Source organism: Vibrio sp. SCSIO 43153 (genome assembly GCF_023716625.1).
Taxonomy (GTDB): Bacteria; Pseudomonadota; Gammaproteobacteria; order Enterobacterales; family Vibrionaceae; genus Vibrio; species Vibrio rotiferianus.
The window spans coordinates 2953045-2973596 of sequence record NZ_CP071855.1; the positions used below are offsets into that span (position 1 = coordinate 2953045).

Sequence of the window (20552 nt, forward strand, 5' to 3'; positions counted from 1 at the left end):
CGTTAATCCTTAATCCATATCTCTTGTCTGCGTTCAACTAAGTTAATTCCATTACCACATCGCACTGCCGCCTCAACTCGATAGAACACTTGATTATCAAGTTTTTTATCGCCCCCGTTGCATTCAAGACGAACCAAAGTACATTTTCCAAAATTGACTTCTTTCGCTATTTCAGTGAACTGGCCATCAACGTCATCGTGACAGTGACTCCCTACTGAGGGATCTGCTTCCCCCAAAGGATATATTTCTGTTAAAGCCCACTCTGTTGCCGATTGAGCAAGAAACCATGCCTGTGTACCAAGGAACTCTTTCGTAACGAGGGTTTGATTTGACCAATTTATCTTGGTGATCGACGTCGCCATATAACCCATAACAACAATAACGAATAAGCTCACAATAAAGACGTTGCCCTTTTGGTGTTTATTTTTATGGGACATTGAGTACCTGCACATCTTGTTGATAAACACTCTCCTCTCCATTTTGTTCAAAGGCAAATTTTAGATAAACAATGCCGCCAATCTGTAGGCTAGTGTTGGTATAATTAAAGGCACTCTTCGAAGCATCAATATCTTCAACTGGCACTCCATTTCTTGTTAGCAGGCCACTGTCATTAGGTAAGACAGGCTGTACAATACAGTACCGAATCGCAGAACCTGGTTTATACAAATAAATACGAGCAGCAATGGATTGACTCGCTAATGGCAAAGGCAGAGCGAAACTATAAAACTGCGCGTTACCGTCACCATCGTCGCTGTGTATTGATAGATCACTATCAATAGAAAAACTATTCCATGATACTGTACCAATGGGGGGATTAAACAAGTCTTCATAGCGCGTTGGATTAATAACGAGCCTTAAATTTTCAGCGCTTTTTATCGTTCCACCCGGAACTTGCTCGCCAGTAACAAATAGCAAATTGGAAGTTCCAGGCTTCTCAAAGTAATACCCCGAGTTATAAGTCGGAACAAACTCCAAACACTCTGAACCACCAGAATTAGTGATACGGAAACTATTTGGAACTGCATGTCGAATTTCACGCGAGAGTTTTTCCAATACAAATTGAGCTTGGGTTTGAATGCGTTGCCGTGAGTTTGCATCGACAAAACCTTTGACACCGACTTGCACATACCCTGCAATCCCAAGCATGATAATACTACCGATAACGATAGTGACCACCATTTCAATAAGTGTAAAACCTTTACTCCCAGCTCGCATTAGTAATTACCTCTGTACCCAAATAGAGACATAACTTGTGCGTTACTCGCAAAGATTTGTAATTCAACACGCCTCATTTTCGGGATAGCTTCGCCGTTCACATCCTTTGTTTTTTCAGTCACAGAAACCTGTACACGAAAGTTTTTGTATGTGTCATTGGCACTCAAACCGATTACATCTTGCAAAGCGTATTGAGGCATGCCGGCTGGGCAATCTACTTTTGTTTCGCTAGTAAACCAACAACCGATATAATCATCGACATCATTAAATGTGGCAGGGGTTGATTCACCATCATCTGTGTCAGCTTTGAGTTCTGAGCAATCCGGCGCACCTTCTTCACCACAGCGTAGCCAACCGCCATTGATATCACTATTGTGGTCAAAATTACGCGATAGTATTTGAGACATCATACTTTGCCCCAGAGCGACCGCGCGAGATTGATAATGTGAACTAGAAGCCTCTTTTATTGGAGGGATGAGGGCAGAAGAAAAAATGGTCATAGCGATCCCCAACAAAACAATCGCGATGATCATCTCAATCAGAGTCATACCCAATTGCTCTTTTGGAAATCTTTTCATGAGCAAGTTCTCTTTTCTACATAACCTTGCGAATTAATATGTATCGAACATGTTTTACCACTACCATTCTCTGTAATTTGAATCGTAGGTGTCGCACCACTTGGATTTCCCAATAAATTAAATTCAAGCTCTAGATTAGGAGAGAATGAAACCCCATCTGGCATAAACCAGTCACTTCTTGATGCAGTTTGAGACGAACATGATGCTTTTGAACCAATGCAGTTATTCGTTACGTTTAAGATAAAGTCATTTTTGTCAACGATAGTAGTATCGCTAAGGTTGGATTGCATGCGATTGACTTGTACCTGACGAATAACCGCAATTGCCTGATCCTGTACCGCTGCAGCAGGAATACCCGCGCTTAGATAGCGACTGGCCGCATACAACGATACTACAGATAGAATAACGATCACCATGACCAACTCAATAAGAGTGAATCCCGATGAAATATGGCGAGCTTTCATAGGGGCAACCTTACTTCACGACAAGCGATTAAATTATAAGCAAAAAAAGGGAGGGATATTGGGTAAAGATCACACTTTTATATTAATTTGTGAGCACATTGTTAATTGTGAGAATTAGTTTTTACTTCTGCCCATTTCTTCTTCAATACGATCATAAGTCTGTTTATTACTCAGCGTTTCAGATACATGTTCTGCTGTTTGCTTGGTCTGCTCCCACTTAGCTTCATATGTTTCTGGCTCAAAGCTGATAAACCTTGGTAATACCACATAACCAATCACACCTAAGATGATTAGTACAGCCACAAACTCCAGCGCACTAAGACCTGATGATTGACGCATATGTACCATTCCAAGATTAACCAAAGTATAGAGATAAAGGCCAGACTAGCTGGCCTCGAATAAAAAGCTTAACACTTATCATCAACAACTACAGTTTTTGCTGCACCAGCAGAATCTTTGCTCGAAGCTTGAGTGTACTTAACATAGCATTCAGTATCAGTAATCTTAGCTTTGGTGATTGTACCCTCTTGCTTGAAACCAATTACGATCTCATTTGGTGTAGCACTTGTATCCACAAATGAAGACCAGTCTTCATTTAGACCAACTACCGCATTACCAATACCAGTCGCTGTCGCTGTTGGGTAACCAAATGCAGCAGAAATACTTCCATCAACATTTGATGTTGTTGCTGTTTCTACACCTTCGACCGCAGCTTTACCATAAGTAATGCCTGCCGCACCATCGATAGCGCCTTTTAAGCCTTGGATAGAAGCTTTTCGTGCATCATTTTGTAAGTTAAGGAAGCGTGGTGCAGCCGTTACCGCTAGGATACCTAGGATCACAATTACCACCACAAGTTCGATAAGGGTAAAACCACCTTGTCTTTTCATTGTTTCTCTCTCTTTTGTAAACATGCAGAGTGACTGCAACGTTAAGGTCACGCGACCATTTGTGTTATTGCTTAAGTTAGTGTCGATGGTTACGAATCACTCACTAGTTAAGCGAAATCTGGATTGATAAATTTGCACTGTGTAACTGGATAATTAGTTTACAAATTTCAAATTTTTAATACGAAGCTATTATACCGAACTAGCGTCTCATTTATAGCACTAAAGTGTCAAAAAACTTACCTTGCCGAGTTTTCGACATCAATTTGCAAGTGGTTAGCATTAAATGTCACTAATACCAGCTGTTGACTTGAATACCTGTACATGCAAAGGTACTCATCACCTTTGGTAATCAGTTTTATTTCTGACAAATTAGCCCTCATAATCTTACGCTGAGGGTAATGAATCGTTAACCAACTATCGCAATCAAATTGTTCACTGTCATCAAGCGGTAATACTAGCCCAGCGTCAGTCATTAACAATATCGAGCCATCGACCTCGATCGAATCTGGTTCGCCCTTCATCAACCAAATACTTCGATAACGATTAACACTATCTAGCATCCAATTTTTGGCTAGACTTGCTCCTGTATCATCTAACTCTTTTTGCAGAGGAGCCAAACTCTCTAGCAGTGCGACTAGCACCGCAGCGACAAATGTCCCCCACAATATAAGCCTTGCACTTGCTCGGTTTTCAATCACACTTTAGCCTTTGATTATATCGAGCATACCCCACATAGGCAGGAAGATACCCAAGGCTAAAACCATAACCATACCCGCCACAATCACCAAAAGTAGCGGTTCTATTCGTGCAGTTAAGGTCTTGAGATCATAATCTACTTCTCGATCATAAAAGTCTGCGACCTCGAGCAATAATTCATCAATTCGACCCGTTTCTTCACCGACAGCAATCATCTGAATAACCAGCGGTGTAAAGATTTTACTATTCACTGCCGTCACAGAAATGGTGCTCCCCGCTTCGATGGAGGATTTCATCTCAACGATTCGATTCTCTAGGAACTTATTGCCCAGCGCCTCACCGGCCAAAGCCAATGATTGGTTCAGCGGCACACCTGACTTAAGCATCAGTGAAAAAGTTCGAGAAAAACGAGAAAGCTGAGCACGATTGACGATATCACCGACAATAGGAACTCTTAGTCGAAACTTATCAAACCTTTCTCTTCCATTTGCAGTAGCTATCCAAGCTCGAAAAACGAGGAATGCTCCAATAATCAGAGCAATGAGCAAGCCCCAGTAATTAACGAAAAAGCTTGATGTTGCAATTAGCACACGTGTTGGTACGGGAAGTTCGACTCCAAAACGAGTAAACATGGTAGCAAATTGCGGAATCACGAAAATATTCAAAATGAACATTGCGATCGTGATAAACACGATGACAAACGTCGGGTACCGCATTGCGGCTTTGATACGTTTACGAGTTTCTAACTCTTGCTCATAGTAACTAGCCAACTGCAATAAAGCTTGATCTAAACGACCGGTGTTTTCACCCACATTAATCATGGAGACAAACAAAGGGCTGAACACTTTGCTGTGCGGCTGCATTGCGGCTGATAATCCGCGACCATTACTAAGCTCAGAGACAACATCTTCAAGCGCATCTTTTAATTGTTGATTTTCACAGTTTTGTAATAGACCACGCATAGAGCGAAGCAGTGGAACCCCAGCTTTAGTTAAACTGAATAACTGGCGACAGAACAGAATAATGACTTCAAGAGGGATCGCAGGTACAAGCAATTTAGATAAACTAAAGCTACTAGCATTAGATGCCTTTCTTAACTGAATATTTAGAGGAATAACCCCTTTATTCATTAATGCTTCCGCAGCTGCCTCTTCATTAACGGCATCAATCTTACCTTTGGTCGCGGATCCGGTCAGTGTTCGACCTTGATAACTGAATGTTGGCATCTAATCACCTACATTAAGATTGCATCTGCTTTACCAGATGAATCGCCTTCACCAAGCGCCATCACTTCATCAAGGCTAACAATACCTTTCAAAGCCAGCTCCATAGCGGAAGCTAATAGGGGCTTATAGGATGCGGATTGACGCGCCGCTTGCGCAAAACCTACCGCATCATTCGCACGTAACTTATCCATCATCTCGTGTTCTAATTCCAACATTTCAAACACGCCGATTCGACCTCGATAGCCGGTTAAGTTACAGTTCTGACAGCCTTTTCCTTTATGAAAAACAGCATTTAACTGATTAGGGAAACGTCCTGACAACCACTGTTGCCGAGACTCGTCGACAACATCTTCAGTCTTACAATCAGGGCAGACTCGGCGAACCAATCGTTGAGCAACAACCGCACGAACTGCACTTGCAACAAGATAGCCAGGTGCCCCCATATCTATCATTCGTAAAGCACTGTCTATTGCATCATTGGTATGCAGCGTACTCAAAACTAAGTGGCCTGTTAACGCTGCACGCAAACCAATCTCTACCGTTTCTTGGTCTCGCATCTCACCAACTAAGATGATGTCTGGATCTTGACGAAGGAAAGTACGTAGTACTCGTGAGAAAGTAAGATCAATTTTACTATTGATCTGTACTTGTGTAATACGTGGTAAGCGGTATTCCACAGGGTCTTCTGCAGTAATGATCTTCTTACCCGGTTCGTTTAACTCACTTAATGCACCGTATAGCGTTGTCGTTTTACCCGAACCCGTTGGGCCAGTCACTAAGATCATGCCATGCGGGCGAGACAACTGACGGCGCAAACGAGCAAGTAAATCAGCAGGTAAGCCCGAATCTTCTAGTTTTCGTAGACCTGAAGACTGGTTAAGCAAACGCATTACCACAGATTCGCCATATTGCGTTGGCAGCGTCGACATACGAATATCGATGGATTGACCTCGAACCTTAATGTTAAAGCGACCATCTTGCGGCAAACGCTTTTCAGAAATATCTAGGTGTGCCATCAATTTAAGGCGTAAAACTAAGGCTGATGCGACATTGACTTCATTTAGGATGGTTTCATGCAAAACACCATCAACACGTTGACGGAGACGAAGCACTTTATCATCTGGCTCAATATGAATATCAGATGCACCCACCTGCACGGCATCTTCAAACATTGAGTTAACCAACTTAACAACCGTAACTTCTTCACTTTCCGTCTCTTCAATACCATAATCAAATACATCAACATCCTGATGCTCGGCTTGAAGCTGTTCGGCGAAAGAGGCGATCTCCTTAGTTCGGCGATAATAGCGGTCAAAGCTTTCCACCAATTGTCGCTCAGAAGCAATAATAAACTCTAAAGCGTACTCACCTAATAAGTTCATTAGCGATTCTTGGGTGAACAAGTCCGCAGGATCGCTCATAGCAACTCTTAACGTATCACCGTTTTGTGCAACCACCATGGCACGTAGACGACGAGCATGAACCTCCGGTAAAAGTTGCACCGCATCGGCATCAATAGGTGCACGACTTAAATCAATGAGCGGTAAACCCAGCTGCTGGGAAAGGAAGTTCAGCATTTGCTTTTCAGAAATAAACCCCAAAGCAATCAGGGCATCACCTAACTTTTGCCCTGTCTCATGTTGGCTAGCAAGGGCTTGCTGCACTTGTTCTTCTGTGACAATGCCCTCTTCAACAAGCAGGTCACCAAGACGCTTCCTTAATTGGATTTTCATTCTGCGCCCTCCAGCTGCTTCAAGATATTCAGTCTATCTCTAATAAATGCTTGTGATTGATTAGACACACCCACTTTTCCTAATGCTTGCTGGTAGGAGTAGACCGCTGCTTTGATTTGAACATTACGCTCTTGCTGAATGGCTAACCCAAGCCACCAACGTGCATTCTCTGGCTCTCTTTGCGTTAAAAGCTGATAACTTTCTAACGCGAATTCCGTCTGTTTCTGCTTTTGAGCCAAAGCAGCTCGCATTGCTAAATAATCTCGAGTTGGGTTATCTGGCATAAAAACTAATGGGCTCAATGCCGCTTCAGGCTGGTTTGCTTTCACTAACAACTTGGACAATGCAAGTCTTAGTGGCTGGTTATCATTGTCCAACTTAATACCAGCCTGAAGTATCTCGTACGCTTTTCTGGTATCACTTTTACCAAAATATAATGCCGCTAGTTTCTGTCTCGCTTCAATATTCGATGGCTCATAACGCAGCGCCTCTGCATATGCGGCCATTGCTTCCTGCATATCATTTGAGTCCATTGCTTTACCGGCTCGGTTCATAGCTTTATCAGCAAGTTGTTGATGGCTTAGCTCCACCTGCTCAATATGCATAGAGCTCGCTTCATCAACGACTTCTAGCGGCTCACTGTGCAGCGTCGCTGGTTCTGCTATTGATTGACTATCTTCTGCCACCACTTTTTTAGGCGTAGAAGCAAGAGATTGAGGAGAATAAATTTCTTGGGTCGCTACCCGCTCTGATTGATTAGCACGAACATGAGCCACTTCAATGTTTTTTGTTGCAACAACTTGCTCTAATTGAGGCGTTATTTTGGCTGTTGGAGAGCTGGCATCTACATTTGCCACCTTTTTAGCTACATTATCAGCCCCTGCTAATGCCACTTCATTAACGTTGTCCGGCGTAGGCGCTTGAGAGACGGCCCACCCTCCGATAGCCAAACTCATAGAAAAGCCCGCGATTAACCATAGCCAGGGCTTTCTTTTAGCAACGACCGGAACTTCCGCTCTTGATAGCTCAGGTTTATGCTCCTTCTCTGCGAGTTCAGATAAAGCTTTGTTAATTGCACTCAAGATCGGCTCCATCCCCAGAATATCGGGGTCTTAAACTTTGGTTTACAGGCATCAAGGGTGTCATGCATTGCCGCGTAAACGTGTTGATTCTTAATTAATGTACAGCGGTCATTAAACGCCGTGAGTAATGATTTATGGCAAATCTGATTAATTAGCCTAGGAACCCCAGAAGCAGAACGCCATATTGCTTTTTTCTGCTCAATACTAAAAATGTGCGCCCCATTTCCCGCTTTATTAAGTCGGTTGTCCATATAGGCCACGCCTTCATCTAAGTTGAGAGTACGTAATTCACAATTGAATGTGATGCGTTGTCGGAACTGCCGCAAATTGTGACTTAACAGGCGCTCCTCAAGCTCAGGCTGACCAAACAAAACCAACTGGAGTAGTTTGTCTTTCTCGGTCTCTAGATTCCCAAATAGGCGCAGAGTTTCTAATGCTTCAAAAGACAGTGCTTGAGCTTCATCAACAATTAAAACGGTTCTTTTTCCTACTGAGCGAATACAGATCAATCGTTCTTGAATAAGCTCCACAACATTTAGCGGATCAGCATTTTTAATTCCAAGCTCTCTAGCCACCGCTAGTTGCAATTGAGCCCCTGTAAGCGCAGGGTTTGGCAAGTAAATCAGCTCGGCATCATCTTCAATTTGCTCAATCAGCTTTCGACAAACCATGGTTTTGCCTGTTCCCACTTCCCCAACCACTTTTATGACCCCTTCTCCCATATCAATCGCTGCGATGATGGTTTGAATGGATTCATAATGAGGAGCTAACCCCAAAAACAGTTCTGTATTAGGGGTTAGTGAAAATGGTTGTAAGCGAAAACCAAAATGCGATAGATACATACACTTATCAACCCACTAGTTTAAGTGTTGACTGCATTACTGCGAATCAGGGAACCACTCTTGCAGCAAGTCACGCGAGCGCTCTAGTTCTTTCTGCCATGAGTTAACGCCAACAACCGTTGGTTTTAGCAGAATAACGAGCTCCGTTTTTTGGGTAACGTCTGACGTATTTCTAAATAAGTGTCCCAGTGCTGGTATATCACCCAAGAATGGGACCTTTGATGTTTGATTCACGTTTTGTTGCTTCATCAAACCGCCAATTACCACGACATCACCACTTTTCGCTCTGATGACGGAATCAGACTCACGGACTGAACTTTTCGCCAACGGCAGTTGCACATTTTGGAACTCACCACCTAAATTGAGCGTTTTCAATTCTTCCTGAACTTCGATAACCGCTGGGTGAACATGCAGGAATACACTTCCTTTATCATCAATTTGAGGCGTTACGTCTAAAGAAATACCAGAGAAAAAAGGCGTTAACTCCACTTCAGGAACCGCATTAGAGTTCTCACCGTTTCCTGCATTGCTTGATAATTGAGTCACAAAGTACTCATCTGAACCTACTTTTATCACCGACTTCTGGTTGTTAGCGGCTGTAATTCTCGGACTAGAAAGTACATTCAAATCCCCTTGTGTAGACATAAAGCTCAGAACTGCATCGAAGTTACCATCTGAGATGGTGATATTTGTTTGACCACCGAGAAGCGTGCCAATAGCATCTAACCCAGGTAAAGTTGGGATTGGAACACCAGTTCCAGGAAGGGTTCCATCAGGATATGGGCGTCCAACAGAAATGCTGCCAGATCCTCCAATCGAAGCTGATATATTTGACCAGTTGATACCTTGTTGATAACCGTCACTCAAAGTCACTTCTAGAATCTTTGCTTCTAGAATAACTTGGCGCTGCATGCGTTGTTGAGAAACACCGAGGAACTCTCTCACTTCTCGGATATCATCAGGAAAAGCTCGTACTGTAATGACACTCGCTTGAGGCGTAACAACGACACTTTGACCATTTCCGGAACCTATGAGACTTGCAACAGCTTGCTGTAATGCCGGCCAGAAATCACTTTCCGTCAACGTTTCAATGCGCGTACCGCCATTCGCAACAGTCGAGCTATCACTGCTTGAATCAGAATTGGAACTAGATTCGTCGGAATTGCTACCAGAGCTAGATGTCCCTGCAGATGCTACAGAACCAGTAACTATACTCGTCAATGAGCGGCCTGAGCGCTTAAACTGCAAATAGTCGACAGGAATCGTCACCGTTCGCATACCCGCGGGATACACCTGTAAAACCTTGCCAGATTTGACCACATCATAGCCATACATGTTTTGCACGACATTCAGCACTTCATCAAGCGTCACATCCGTTAAGTTTACAGTAATTTTTCCTCTTACTGCCGGGTGAATAGCTACGCTATACTCCGTCCCCTTTACGAGAGAAGCAAAGAAGCTTCTGGCTTCCACTGCATTAGCTTGAATTCGAAAGCGTTTTACCATGCCTTCAGAACCAGAAGCACTCGATTCAAGATCTGGCATCAAATCAGCTTCAACGGAAGAAGGGATTTCATCAAGCTGTCTGCTATTTGACTCGTTGATTGACTCGTTAAGAGCTTGCTTTACTTCTACCGGGTCTCTATGGCCCATAGAGCATCCTGCCAACGAAGCAACCACAACTGCTATCACTAATTTACGCATATCTGTTTAGGCTCTGATTTTTATTGTTTTACATTTAAACGAAAAAGCTCGAGTTTCCAATCTCGGTCACCACGCTTTAAAGTCACATATTCACTATTAATACTGGCAACACGATAACCATTTAAAGAATGCCCTTGCTCTACTATCTTATTATTAATAATGGCAATACATGGCATATCTGGCTTACACACAATACTGTTTAGTGTTGGTAATCGATACTTCCGTTTTACTGTTGAATTAGCTTGAGTTGGCTTCTCCCAACCTAGAGGAGCCGTAGGATCTTGTTCAACGGCACAAATGCTCGGCGCACTAATAGAACCGATAATCATCGCTAGAACTATTTTTTTATCCACCGATAAACTCCTCTTGAGAGCCCAAAGTGTATACTTCCAACACCAAATTAGCCTTTGGGTAATCCTCCACTTGGTAAGTGAAGTTGCGCCAATAATAACTCACCGGAAGTTGTTCAAGTTTCTTTAGATAACTGGCAATAGAAAAGTAGTCACCGCTCAACTCTAGGCGTACAGGGTGCACGTAATACCCCGAGTACTGCGACGCCTCTTTATCAGGCGTAATTGGCTCTGCTTTCAATGTACTCAAGCTGATCAAATGCACCCCTGATTGCTGCTCTAAAACACTTTGTAGCAGCTCTGCCATTTGAGAAGGTGTAATCAAGTGCTCAATGATTTGCGACAGTTGCATTGATAAGTGCTGACTCTCTGATAGTAATTGTGCAATAGCTTGATCAACTTCAGCATTGGGATCTTTCTTCAATTGAGCTTGAACACGTAACGTTTCAATTTCAATCTGTTGATTACTCTGCTTTTGGGTATTTAGTTGCCTATTGCTGCTATTTACACTATCTAACTTCGGCTCTAATACCATAGTAAACAGCAACATAACTATCGTCACGAATCCACAAGCAGCAATTAGCCCTTTCTCTCGTGCGCTTAATTCGTCAAAGCGCTCTTCTAATGAAGACCAAACATCATTCATTCTTGTGTCTCCTTGCGAGTACTCAACTCAAATGTCACTACCCCTTTCTCGGTACGACCAATCGCAACATCATCAAAGGTACGCCCTACCAAGCTAATCTCATTCTTGAATTGCCCCACCCAATCAGGTACAGCTCGAGGTGTCCTTGCGAGACCTTTTATATCAAGTTGCTCTTGGGCAATATGAATACCTGAAATAGAGATGTTGTTATTACTTAACTTCGCAAGAGAAGTCATAACACCTGAATAGCCAATGCGCTGTGAATCATCATACTTGCCTACAGCAGTTAGTGAATCTCGCTTAGCTTGAACCTCTTTTTCGAGACGAGCTTGCGCAGCTAACTTGTTAGCATCAGGCTTAAGCTTTCTCAATTGAGCGTTATAACGGTCTAGTTCTGATTTAAGAATGTCACCCTTACTTTTGGCGATATTTATTTGGTCATCAACTCCTTGATATTGCCAACTGACATAGCCATATGACAGCACAATAACTAACGCCGCTGCTGCCCAAGATATCGCAACATTTTTAAGAGTAAGCAGCCTCTTTTTAGGCTTCAGGTAGCTAGGAAATAAGTTAACTCGCCACTCAGAGACAAGTGATGCCGTATCCGCTAATACATGGCCTGATAGCTCATGCGCTTCTCCAATTAAGGCTGATACTTTGGTGCTAATTCGGTAATTTAGAGACTGCGATAGTTCGTTTTCATCCTCTTCATCACAACATACTTTGAGCTGATGTAGCTGCACATTGCGAACCTGTGAAGATAAATAGTCAATGGAGCGTTGAAGCTCTAGTGACAAACTATCCATCTGTAAATCAGTCGATGGCACCCCTGTCAACGGTGATGTTACACTTCTTATGGTACGGTTAAACATCATTGTATGTTCAACAAAGGCGCTGATTCTAAAGTGCCCCTTACATGAACGTTGCAGCAGTAGAAAATTACCCAATTCCCCTGACGCTCTTCCCCACACTTCATCTTCAGGAACGATGGTGTTAAGTGACAACTGATAACGTTCAGAAAGCAACATCAATTTATCTAATATCTTTCTTGGCAACACATAAGTTTGAACTTTCGTCGAGTTGGGTAACTCCACAGCGTCGGCAACGATGTCAATCGCTCGTTCTGATATCAACTCCTTTAATAAGAATGGCAAGGCTGACGGCCACTCTTGGCGAGGCATAGATGGCTTATCAATCTGATAGATCTGATAGAAATTGTGTGACAAGACAACTGTCAGTGAGTCATAAGAGCTAGCAGCAACACTTAAAGCCTGTTCGCACGATTTCTCCCAATTTCCATCAGAGATATCAAATCTGGCTGGGCTAGCACTTTTTGCTGACGCGGATAAATAAACAGCATCAGGCTGTATCACCATAAAGCAGGCTCTTCCACCAGCAGAAGAACCAGTAATTCTATTGAGTAATCCGTGTAGTCTTTTCATTCTTATCTATTATTTTTTCGCCAGCGATTTCTGCGCCCAGGCTTAATCTGAGCATCAGATTGAACTTCTTTCTTGGCATCAATTATTGGAAATAAACGAACTTCAGATGCGAAATAACGTCCTTGAACTCCATATATACCTAGTTCAACTAGAGCATCTAGCTCTTGTTTGCTTTCAACTCCAACTGCAATAATCCTCGTACGACTATTTTCAGCGGCTCCTAGCATGCTACGAATAAACAGTTGGTTTTCATGTCTTTGGTCTATTTTTGTCACCAAACTGCGGTGCAGCTTGAGATAATGGATGTCCACCTCTTTTAGGTAATGCGTGCTCACAATCGTACGCCCCGCTTGCCCAACGATTAGGCGACACCCCAAACCAGACAGCATTTTAGCGACTGGCCGCATAAAATCTAAGTGTCTTACAAATTGCGCCTCAACAAACTCAAAAATGAGACACTTTCGGCTCTCTGTTGACAACTGTAGTAGTTCATCCCGTAACCACTTAAAGTGTTCTCGCTGCCCAAAAGGGGGAACATTTAAATTGATGGTAAAATGGGTATCACCGTGGCTTTGTTGCTTATAATGCTGCAAAAACTGAGTCACGACAGCACGGTCCATTTGTGCCTCGTAACCAACCTGCCGGACAGCAGAGATAAATCGAGAGGCCTTCACAATCCCATTCTCTGGATCCTGAATACGGCATGTTACCTCTTCGTGAAGCACTTTTTTATGCGACGAATCACTTATTGAAAAAGCAGATTGTGCGTAGAGTATCACATTTTCAGGCGTTAATGCTGCATCAAAAAGAGTACGCCACCTGACACTACCTCGAACGTCCTCATAATGACTCAATTTCTTGAACCGACTCCAGTTATTGTTATTTTGTAATTGAGCGCTACGTAAAGCTGTCTCCGCTTCATCGATAATTTGGCTATGACGCTCACCTTCCTTGTACATCGTGATGCCAATATGGCACCAGTTATCAATGTCTAAAGGCGCTGGAGGTACTAACTTTTCGAGTTGACGAATACATTGAGATGCAAGATTGGCGACATCTTTGGCAGACTGATGCGGCAAAAACAAAGCAAAGTCAGCCTCATAATAACGAGAAAAAACCACATCAGGAAAACGCTGAACCAGATTAGAGATTAAACTCCCTACTTCAACAATGAAGTCATCGCTAGACTGCTTATCTAGCTCTTCTTGAACCGATTTCCAATCTTGAATACGCAGCAATAGGACGGCCCCTCTTGAACCACTTTCAAGCAATGCCGATTCAAGTTTGCTGTCAAAAAGGACACGGTTTGCAGTACCTGTTAACTTATCAAGAAACGTCTGCGTACGAATGAAGGTATCGAATCGACTTCTTTCTTGGCGAGCATCTTGTAGTTCCTCAATCAAGACATCTAAGGCTTCGCTAGCAGTATACGGCCACTCTCGTTCATCACCTTTAGCATATTGCTCCACTCGTCCTGCTAGGATCATACGACCACGCTCTTCCAGCATCTCTGAACCAGCTAGCTGCTCTTTCAGCCATGCTACACCACGCAGCAAGCAAAAGATGATCAATACGACAGCTAAAGTGATAGACCATAGCGCTTGCATGGAGTAGCCATAACCTAAATAAGGAGGAACCACTTTAAAATGAATGACGTAGTTTTGGTTATGAGCTAATCGATAATCTTGTTCAAACAAGATCGAAGGGTCGACATGATGTGATGTGTCTTTGAAACGATACACGACTGCATCATTCGCGAATAGAGTCATTTCAACGATGTTACTTGCCTGCAGCATCTTCGGCATCCAGCGCTGCATAGAATAAGCCGCATCAGGATCTTCCATCTCTTTGTCAACGACCTCGACAATCCCTTCTAAATAGTGATTGAGATACTCTTGTCCGAGTCGTTTGAAAGAGAGGGTGCCTCCAACAAACAAGATAAACATTGCGCATATTACGATCATAGTGACAAAAGCCACCAGTCGTGTGCTTAGCTTTAGAGTAGGGGTATACCTCATGAATACCAAATTCCTTTTCTATTCACCATATACCTTATTGAATTACTTATACTTGATAACAAAACACTAAACAATCGGATTAATCTGATTGTGAGACGCTATAGCAAAATCACCATTTTACTACGCATTGAAGAGCTAAAAATGCGATCTGATGCAGACGCTCTTCCAAGCAATAAAAAAGCCGCGATATTCGCGGCTCTTTACTAGACGTATTGCTTAGAACGGAATATCGTCATCAAAATCCATAGGCGGCTCATTGTACTGCTGCTGTGGTTGCTGCGGAGCCTGTTGTTGAGGTTGCTGCTGTGGAGCATTGTACTGCTGCTGAGCAGGTTGCTGAGGTTGACCCCAACCACCTTGTTGTTGCTGCTGTTGCTGACCACCACCCATCGGTGCGCCACCTTGAGCACGGCCGCCAAGCATTTGCATAACGCCGTTGAATCCTTGAACAACAACTTCTGTCGTGTAGCGGTCTTGACCATTTTGGTCTTGCCATTTACGTGTTTGAAGTTGACCTTCAACGTAAACCTGAGAGCCTTTGCGCAGGTACTCACCAGCTACTTCAGCCAATTTCCCAAACAAAGCCACACGATGCCACTCTGTTTTTTCACGCTGTTCACCAGTCGCTTTGTCACGCCATGACTCTGAAGTTGCAATCGTGATGTTTGCTACCGCACCACCGTTAGGCATGTAACGAATTTCAGGGTCGTTACCAAGATTCCCCACCAAAATAACTTTGTTAATTCCACGGCTGGCCATGATGTGCTCCGTTTCACTCTGGATGTATTAAAAATTAAGCGCATTAGAATAACACGCTTTGCTGACTTGATTAAAGCCCAATTAGATTGTCAGTCATTCACCAAATATCTGGAACTAAAATCTCTTTTCTTGATTAAGGAGTAGCAAATGTGAATCACATTACATCATTCGTTTCTTTAGGCTTTGAAACTAAACGCAATTCTCTTCAAAGCCACTAGTTCATTTGCAGATTTGATGTCACCGTTATTCCAATCACATTAACTGGAGTAACCTGCTCATGAGAAAATCTGCTTATGCGAGAAAACTCTTTCTTATCAGCTTAAAACAAGATGAAAGTTCTCAGCTAACACAGCTGAAGAAATATGCTGATATGGATATTCCTCTCATTGGTATTGATGACCTTATGGAAGCCAACCCTAAGCACCGCAATAAGATCTTACTCATTGATTTTGAAGAACACAAAGACTTGATTCTTTCGATTAAGAATCTTCCATTAGTATGGAAGAACTTTGAAACAATCATATTTAACGTCCCAAAACGCCTAACAACGGACGAGTTACTCTCGTTCGGCCAGCTAAAAGGACTGTTCTATAAAGAAGATAGTGCTGAAAATATCGCAGAGGGATTCAAAGAAATCATAAACGGCCAAAACTGGTTGCCTAGGAATGTCACGAGCCAACTTTTGCACTACTATCGCAATGTCGTCAGCTCCCATACCACTCCAGCAACCGTTGACCTCACCATTCGCGAGTTACAAGTTTTACGCTGTTTGCAAGCAGGAGCCTCCAATTGCCAGATGGCAGAAGAGTTATTTGTCAGTGAATTCACAATAAAGTCGCACCTATACCAAATTTTTAAAAAGTTATCCGTCAAAAATCGGGTTCAAGCGATAGCATGGGCAGATCAGAATTTGCTGTCATAAATCCCTGTTTTCGTACTTTATTCATAATAATTACACATCGAGCATGGTAAAGTACTCCAATATCTACAGGCTAGATAATCGAATAACAAAGGATCATATATGATAAAAAAATGCTTGTTCCCAGCAGCGGGTTATGGGACCCGCTTTCTTCCCGCAACTAAGTCTATGCCAAAAGAAATGATGCCTGTCGTGAACAAGCCACTGATTGAATACGGTGTAGAAGAGGCGATCCAAGCGGGTATGAACGGCATGTGTATTGTAACAGGTCGTGGCAAGCACTCTATCATGGACCACTTTGATAAAAACTACGAACTGGAACATCAGATCAGTGGAACCAACAAAGAAGAGCTATTGGTTGATATCCGTGAAATCATTGATTCAGCTAACTTTACCTACATCCGCCAACGTGAAATGAAAGGTTTAGGCCATGCAATCCTAACAGGCCGCGAACTAGTTGGAGACAACCCATTTGCAGTAGTTCTAGCTGATGATCTTTGTGTAAACGAAAAAGAAGGCGTTTTAGCTCAAATGGTCGCACTGTTTAAGCAATTCCGTTGCTCAATCGTTGCTGTTCAAGAGGTTCCCGAAGAAGAAACTCACAAATACGGTGTTATCTCTGGTGAGATGATTAAAGACGATATCTATCGCGTAAACGACATGGTAGAAAAGCCAGAGCAAGGTACAGCGCCAAGCAACCTAGCAATCATCGGTCGCTATATCCTGACTCCAGATATTTTCGAACTGATTGAAAATACTGAACCTGGTAAAGGTGGCGAGATCCAAATCACTGATGCATTGCTTAAGCAAGCGAAAGCAGGTTGTGTATTGGCGTACAAATTTAAAGGTCAACGTTTCGACTGTGGTAGCGTAGAAGGTTACATCGAAGCCACAAACTACTGCTTCGAAAACCTGTACCTAAAAGACGAAAAGAAGTCTGAGCTAGGTAAACACGCAACGAAGAAAGAAGTATAAACAGCTCAAACTTACTGATTCTAAAGCCCAGCAAAAATGCTGGGGTTTCTTTTACTGTTTTTTTGTCCAGTATTTTCTTTGCACATTTCTCACACTATGTAATACTTGCGTCACTTGGTTATACATAGAGCAAAAACGATGGATAAAATAGAAGTTCGTGGTGCCCGCACCCATAACCTCAAAGACATCAACCTCACTATCCCCCGTGATAAACTGATTGTCATTACTGGTTTGAGCGGTTCTGGTAAATCCTCTCTCGCATTCGATACTTTATACGCTGAAGGTCAGAGACGTTACGTAGAGTCGCTATCAGCTTACGCACGCCAATTTTTGTCTCTCATGGAAAAACCGGATGTTGACCACATCGAGGGTTTGTCTCCTGCGATCTCGATTGAGCAGAAATCAACATCACACAACCCACGCTCTACCGTTGGTACCATTACTGAGGTGTACGACTACCTACGTCTGCTTTACGCACGCGTTGGTGAACCTCGTTGTCCAACACACCACACACCTCTAGCAGCACAAACCGTCAGCCAAATGGTCGATAAAGTTTTAGAGTTGCCAGAAGGCAGCAAAATGATGCTACTTGCTCCTATCGTGAAAGAGCGTAAAGGTGAGCATGTTAAAACGCTAGAGAACCTAGCAGCTCAAGGTTTCATCCGCGCACGTATCGATGGTGAAACTTGTGATCTTTCTGATCCACCACCGCTAGAACTGCATAAGAAACACACTATTGAAGTCGTTGTGGACCGCTTTAAAGTTCGCCCAGATTTGCAGCAACGTTTGGCTGAATCATTCGAAACCACACTAGAGCTGTCTGGTGGTATTGCAGTTGTTGCTCCAATGGACGGCGACGGCGAAGAGGTGATCTTCTCAGCTAACTTTGCTTGCCCTATTTGTGGCTACAGCATGCAAGAACTTGAACCTCGTTTGTTCTCGTTCAACAACCCTGCTGGCGCGTGTGGTACTTGTGATGGTTTGGGTGTGCAGCAGTATTTTGATCCAAGCCGAGTCATTCAAGATGAAACGCTTAGCTTGGCGCAAGGGGCAATTCGTGGCTGGGATCAAAAGAACTATTACTACTTTCAAATGCTGACAGCGCTGGCGGATCATTACGGCTTCGATCTTCACGCACCGTTTAATTCTCTACCAAAGAAAACCCAAGACATCATTCTTAAAGGATCGGGGCGTACTGAAGTTGAGTTCAAGTACATTAACGATCGTGGTGACATTCGCGTTAAGCGCCATCCTTTTGAAGGGATCCTGAATACACTTGAACGCCGTTACCGCGATACCGAATCTAATTCGGTACGTGAAGAGCTTGCGAAATACATCTCTACGAAGTCTTGCTCTAGCTGTGGCGGTACTCGTCTGCGCCTAGAAGCTCGTAACGTCTTTATTGCCGATACGACACTACCGGAGATTGTAGAACTCAGCATCGCCGACGCATTGGAATTCTTCCATTCTTTGAAGCTAGAAGGTCAACGTGCCCAAATCGCTGAAAAAGTGATGAAAGAGATCAACGATCGCCTGCAATTCTTGGTTAACGTAGGATTAAACTACCTCAACTTATCACGCAGCGCAGAAACCCTATCGGGTGGTGAAGCTCAACGTATTCGTTTAGCGAGCCAAATTGGTGCTGGTTTAGTGGGTGTCATGTACGTTCTAGATGAACCATCGATTGGTCTCCACCAGCGTGATAACGAACGCCTATTGAAAACCCTGACCCACCTAAGAGATTTGGGTAACACAGTGTTAGTGGTTGAGCACGATGAAGATGCGATTCGTTGTGCTGATCACGTGATCGATATCGGTCCAGGTGCAGGTGTACACGGTGGTAACGTGGTCGCTGAAGGTACGATGGACGAGATCATCGCCAATCCAAACTCACTGACTGGTCAGTACCTCAGTGGCGCGAAAGAGATTGCAGTACCAAAAGAACGTACGCCACGCGATCCGAAGAAAACCGTTGAACTACTTGGCGCGACAGGTAACAACTTAAAGAATGTTGACCTTTCCGTTCCTGTTGGCTTGTTCAGTTGTATTACCGGTGTATCCGGCTCAGGTAAATCAACGCTGATTAACGATACCTTCTTTAAGATTGCTCATACCCAGTTGAATGGTGCAACAACAGCGCACCCTTCACCATATAAAGCAATCAAAGGGTTAGAGCACTTCGATAAAGTTATCGACATTGACCAAAGCCCTATCGGTCGTACACCACGTTCAAACCCAGCCACTTACACTGGAATCTTTACTCCGATCCGTGAACTGTTTGCGGGCACGCAAGAGTCGCGATCTCGTGGTTACAAACCGGGGCGCTTTAGCTTTAACGTACGCGGTGGTCGCTGTGAAGCCTGTCAGGGTGATGGCGTAATCAAAGTAGAAATGCACTTCCTACCTGACGTCTACGTTTCTTGTGATGTATGTAAAGGTAAACGCTACAACCGCGAAACACTTGAAGTACGTTACAAAGGCAAGACCATTGATGAAGTACTGGAAATGACGGTAGAAGATGCGCGTACTTTCTTCGACCCAGTACCAGCGATTGCTCGTAAGCTGCAAACTCTGATGGATGTTGGACTGTCTTACATTCGCTTAGGTCAAGCAGCAACTACGCTGTCAGGCGGTGAAGCTCAGCGTGTGAAACTGGCTCGAGAGCTGTCTAAGCGTGACACAGGCAAAACCTTATACATTTTGGATGAACCGACAACCGGTCTGCACTTCCACGATATCCAGCAGCTACTAACTGTACTGCACCGTCTGCGAGACCACGGAAATACTGTTGTCGTCATCGAACATAACCTCGATGTTATTAAGACGGCAGACTGGATTATCGACTTAGGTCCCGAAGGCGGACAGGGTGGTGGTGAGATCATCGCACAAGGAACGCCTGAAGATGTGTCTCAGATCGAAGGTTCACACACCGCTCGCTTCCTTAAGCCTATGTTGAAGTAAAAAAAACAGGTAAAGTAAAAGACCAGCCTTCGCTGGTCTTTTTTAATAG

Annotated in this window: 20 protein-coding genes; 3 read left to right on the forward strand and 17 right to left on the reverse strand. The window is 43.5% G+C overall.

From position 1 onward, the window contains the following. Positions 1-2 precede the first annotated feature (2 nt). From J4N37_RS14090 to J4N37_RS14170, 17 genes are all read right to left on the reverse strand, one after another. Entirely contained in the window at positions 3-437 is a 435-nt protein-coding gene (locus J4N37_RS14090) for a hypothetical protein (RefSeq protein WP_010450490.1), read from the reverse strand. Beyond that, positions 427-1215 carry a PilW family protein gene (locus tag J4N37_RS14095; protein ID WP_252041214.1) on the reverse strand — a complete coding sequence of 263 codons (789 nt, stop codon included), beginning with the start codon at positions 1213-1215 and terminating at the stop codon, positions 427-429. Before J4N37_RS14095 ends, J4N37_RS14090 begins: the two co-directional genes overlap by 11 nt. Continuing rightward, positions 1215-1793 (reverse strand): type IV pilus modification PilV family protein, encoded by a 579-nt coding sequence (locus tag J4N37_RS14100; protein WP_252041216.1) that lies wholly within the window; start codon positions 1791-1793, stop codon positions 1215-1217. The genes J4N37_RS14095 and J4N37_RS14100 overlap by 1 nt, the downstream gene beginning before the upstream one ends. Next, positions 1790-2257, reverse strand: coding sequence for a type II secretion system protein (locus J4N37_RS14105; RefSeq protein WP_038884602.1), 468 nt, complete (start codon positions 2255-2257; stop codon positions 1790-1792). The genes J4N37_RS14100 and J4N37_RS14105 overlap by 4 nt, the downstream gene beginning before the upstream one ends. 114 nt (positions 2258-2371) lie before the next feature. Beyond that, complete coding sequence (locus tag J4N37_RS14110) at positions 2372-2596, reverse strand: hypothetical protein (RefSeq protein ID WP_010450494.1); 225 nt, start codon at positions 2594-2596, stop codon at positions 2372-2374. A gap of 68 nt (positions 2597-2664) precedes the next feature. Then, complete coding sequence (locus J4N37_RS14115; protein WP_171358563.1) at positions 2665-3147, reverse strand: prepilin-type N-terminal cleavage/methylation domain-containing protein; 483 nt, start codon at positions 3145-3147, stop codon at positions 2665-2667. A 236-nt stretch (positions 3148-3383) separates the two neighbouring features. Beyond that, the gene (locus J4N37_RS14120; RefSeq protein ID WP_171358562.1) at positions 3384-3845 is read right to left on the reverse strand and encodes an MSHA biogenesis protein MshF; all 462 of its coding nucleotides are present in this window, start codon (positions 3843-3845) and stop codon (positions 3384-3386) included. 3 nt (positions 3846-3848) lie between these two features. Further along, positions 3849-5069: a type II secretion system F family protein gene (locus J4N37_RS14125; RefSeq protein WP_252041218.1), complete on the reverse strand. Its 1221-nt coding sequence runs from the start codon at positions 5067-5069 to the stop codon at positions 3849-3851. 8 nt (positions 5070-5077) lie between these two features. Then, positions 5078-6802, reverse strand: coding sequence for an MSHA fimbrial ATPase MshE (gene mshE / locus J4N37_RS14130; RefSeq protein WP_252041220.1), 1725 nt, complete (start codon positions 6800-6802; stop codon positions 5078-5080). Beyond that, entirely contained in the window at positions 6799-7896 is a 1098-nt protein-coding gene (locus tag J4N37_RS14135) for a tetratricopeptide repeat protein (protein WP_252041221.1), read from the reverse strand. The genes mshE and J4N37_RS14135 overlap by 4 nt, the downstream gene beginning before the upstream one ends. After that, positions 7881-8726, reverse strand: a complete 846-nt coding sequence (locus tag J4N37_RS14140) for an ExeA family protein (protein ID WP_045391547.1) — start codon at positions 8724-8726, stop codon at positions 7881-7883. The genes J4N37_RS14135 and J4N37_RS14140 overlap by 16 nt, the downstream gene beginning before the upstream one ends. A 36-nt stretch (positions 8727-8762) precedes the next feature. Next, positions 8763-10430, reverse strand: a complete 1668-nt coding sequence (gene mshL, locus J4N37_RS14145; protein WP_082038786.1) for a pilus (MSHA type) biogenesis protein MshL — start codon at positions 10428-10430, stop codon at positions 8763-8765. 20 nt (positions 10431-10450) lie between these two features. Beyond that, the gene (locus J4N37_RS14150) at positions 10451-10783 is read right to left on the reverse strand and encodes a hypothetical protein (protein ID WP_045391541.1); all 333 of its coding nucleotides are present in this window, start codon (positions 10781-10783) and stop codon (positions 10451-10453) included. Further along, positions 10776-11426, reverse strand: coding sequence for a type II secretion system protein M (locus J4N37_RS14155; protein ID WP_252041222.1), 651 nt, complete (start codon positions 11424-11426; stop codon positions 10776-10778). The genes J4N37_RS14150 and J4N37_RS14155 overlap by 8 nt, the downstream gene beginning before the upstream one ends. Further along, entirely contained in the window at positions 11423-12871 is a 1449-nt protein-coding gene (locus tag J4N37_RS14160; protein WP_252041223.1) for a PilN domain-containing protein, read from the reverse strand. The genes J4N37_RS14155 and J4N37_RS14160 overlap by 4 nt, the downstream gene beginning before the upstream one ends. A gap of 2 nt (positions 12872-12873) precedes the next feature. Further along, complete coding sequence (csrD, locus tag J4N37_RS14165) at positions 12874-14889, reverse strand: RNase E specificity factor CsrD (protein WP_252041224.1); 2016 nt, start codon at positions 14887-14889, stop codon at positions 12874-12876. A 216-nt stretch (positions 14890-15105) separates the two neighbouring features. Further along, positions 15106-15648, reverse strand: a complete 543-nt coding sequence (locus tag J4N37_RS14170; RefSeq protein WP_010450507.1) for a single-stranded DNA-binding protein — start codon at positions 15646-15648, stop codon at positions 15106-15108. A gap of 277 nt (positions 15649-15925) precedes the next feature. Here J4N37_RS14170 and J4N37_RS14175 point away from each other — a divergent pair, with 277 nt between their 5' ends. The 3 genes from J4N37_RS14175 (at position 15926) to uvrA (ending at position 20503) form a co-directional block, all read left to right on the forward strand. Continuing rightward, the gene (locus tag J4N37_RS14175) at positions 15926-16570 is read left to right on the forward strand and encodes a LuxR C-terminal-related transcriptional regulator (protein WP_010450508.1); all 645 of its coding nucleotides are present in this window, start codon (positions 15926-15928) and stop codon (positions 16568-16570) included. A 99-nt stretch (positions 16571-16669) separates the two neighbouring features. Further along, positions 16670-17542 carry a UTP--glucose-1-phosphate uridylyltransferase GalU gene (gene galU / locus J4N37_RS14180; protein ID WP_045391526.1) on the forward strand — a complete coding sequence of 291 codons (873 nt, stop codon included), beginning with the start codon at positions 16670-16672 and terminating at the stop codon, positions 17540-17542. A gap of 138 nt (positions 17543-17680) precedes the next feature. Then, entirely contained in the window at positions 17681-20503 is a 2823-nt protein-coding gene (uvrA, locus tag J4N37_RS14185) for an excinuclease ABC subunit UvrA (protein ID WP_252041225.1), read from the forward strand. The last annotated feature ends 49 nt before the right edge of the window (positions 20504-20552 follow it).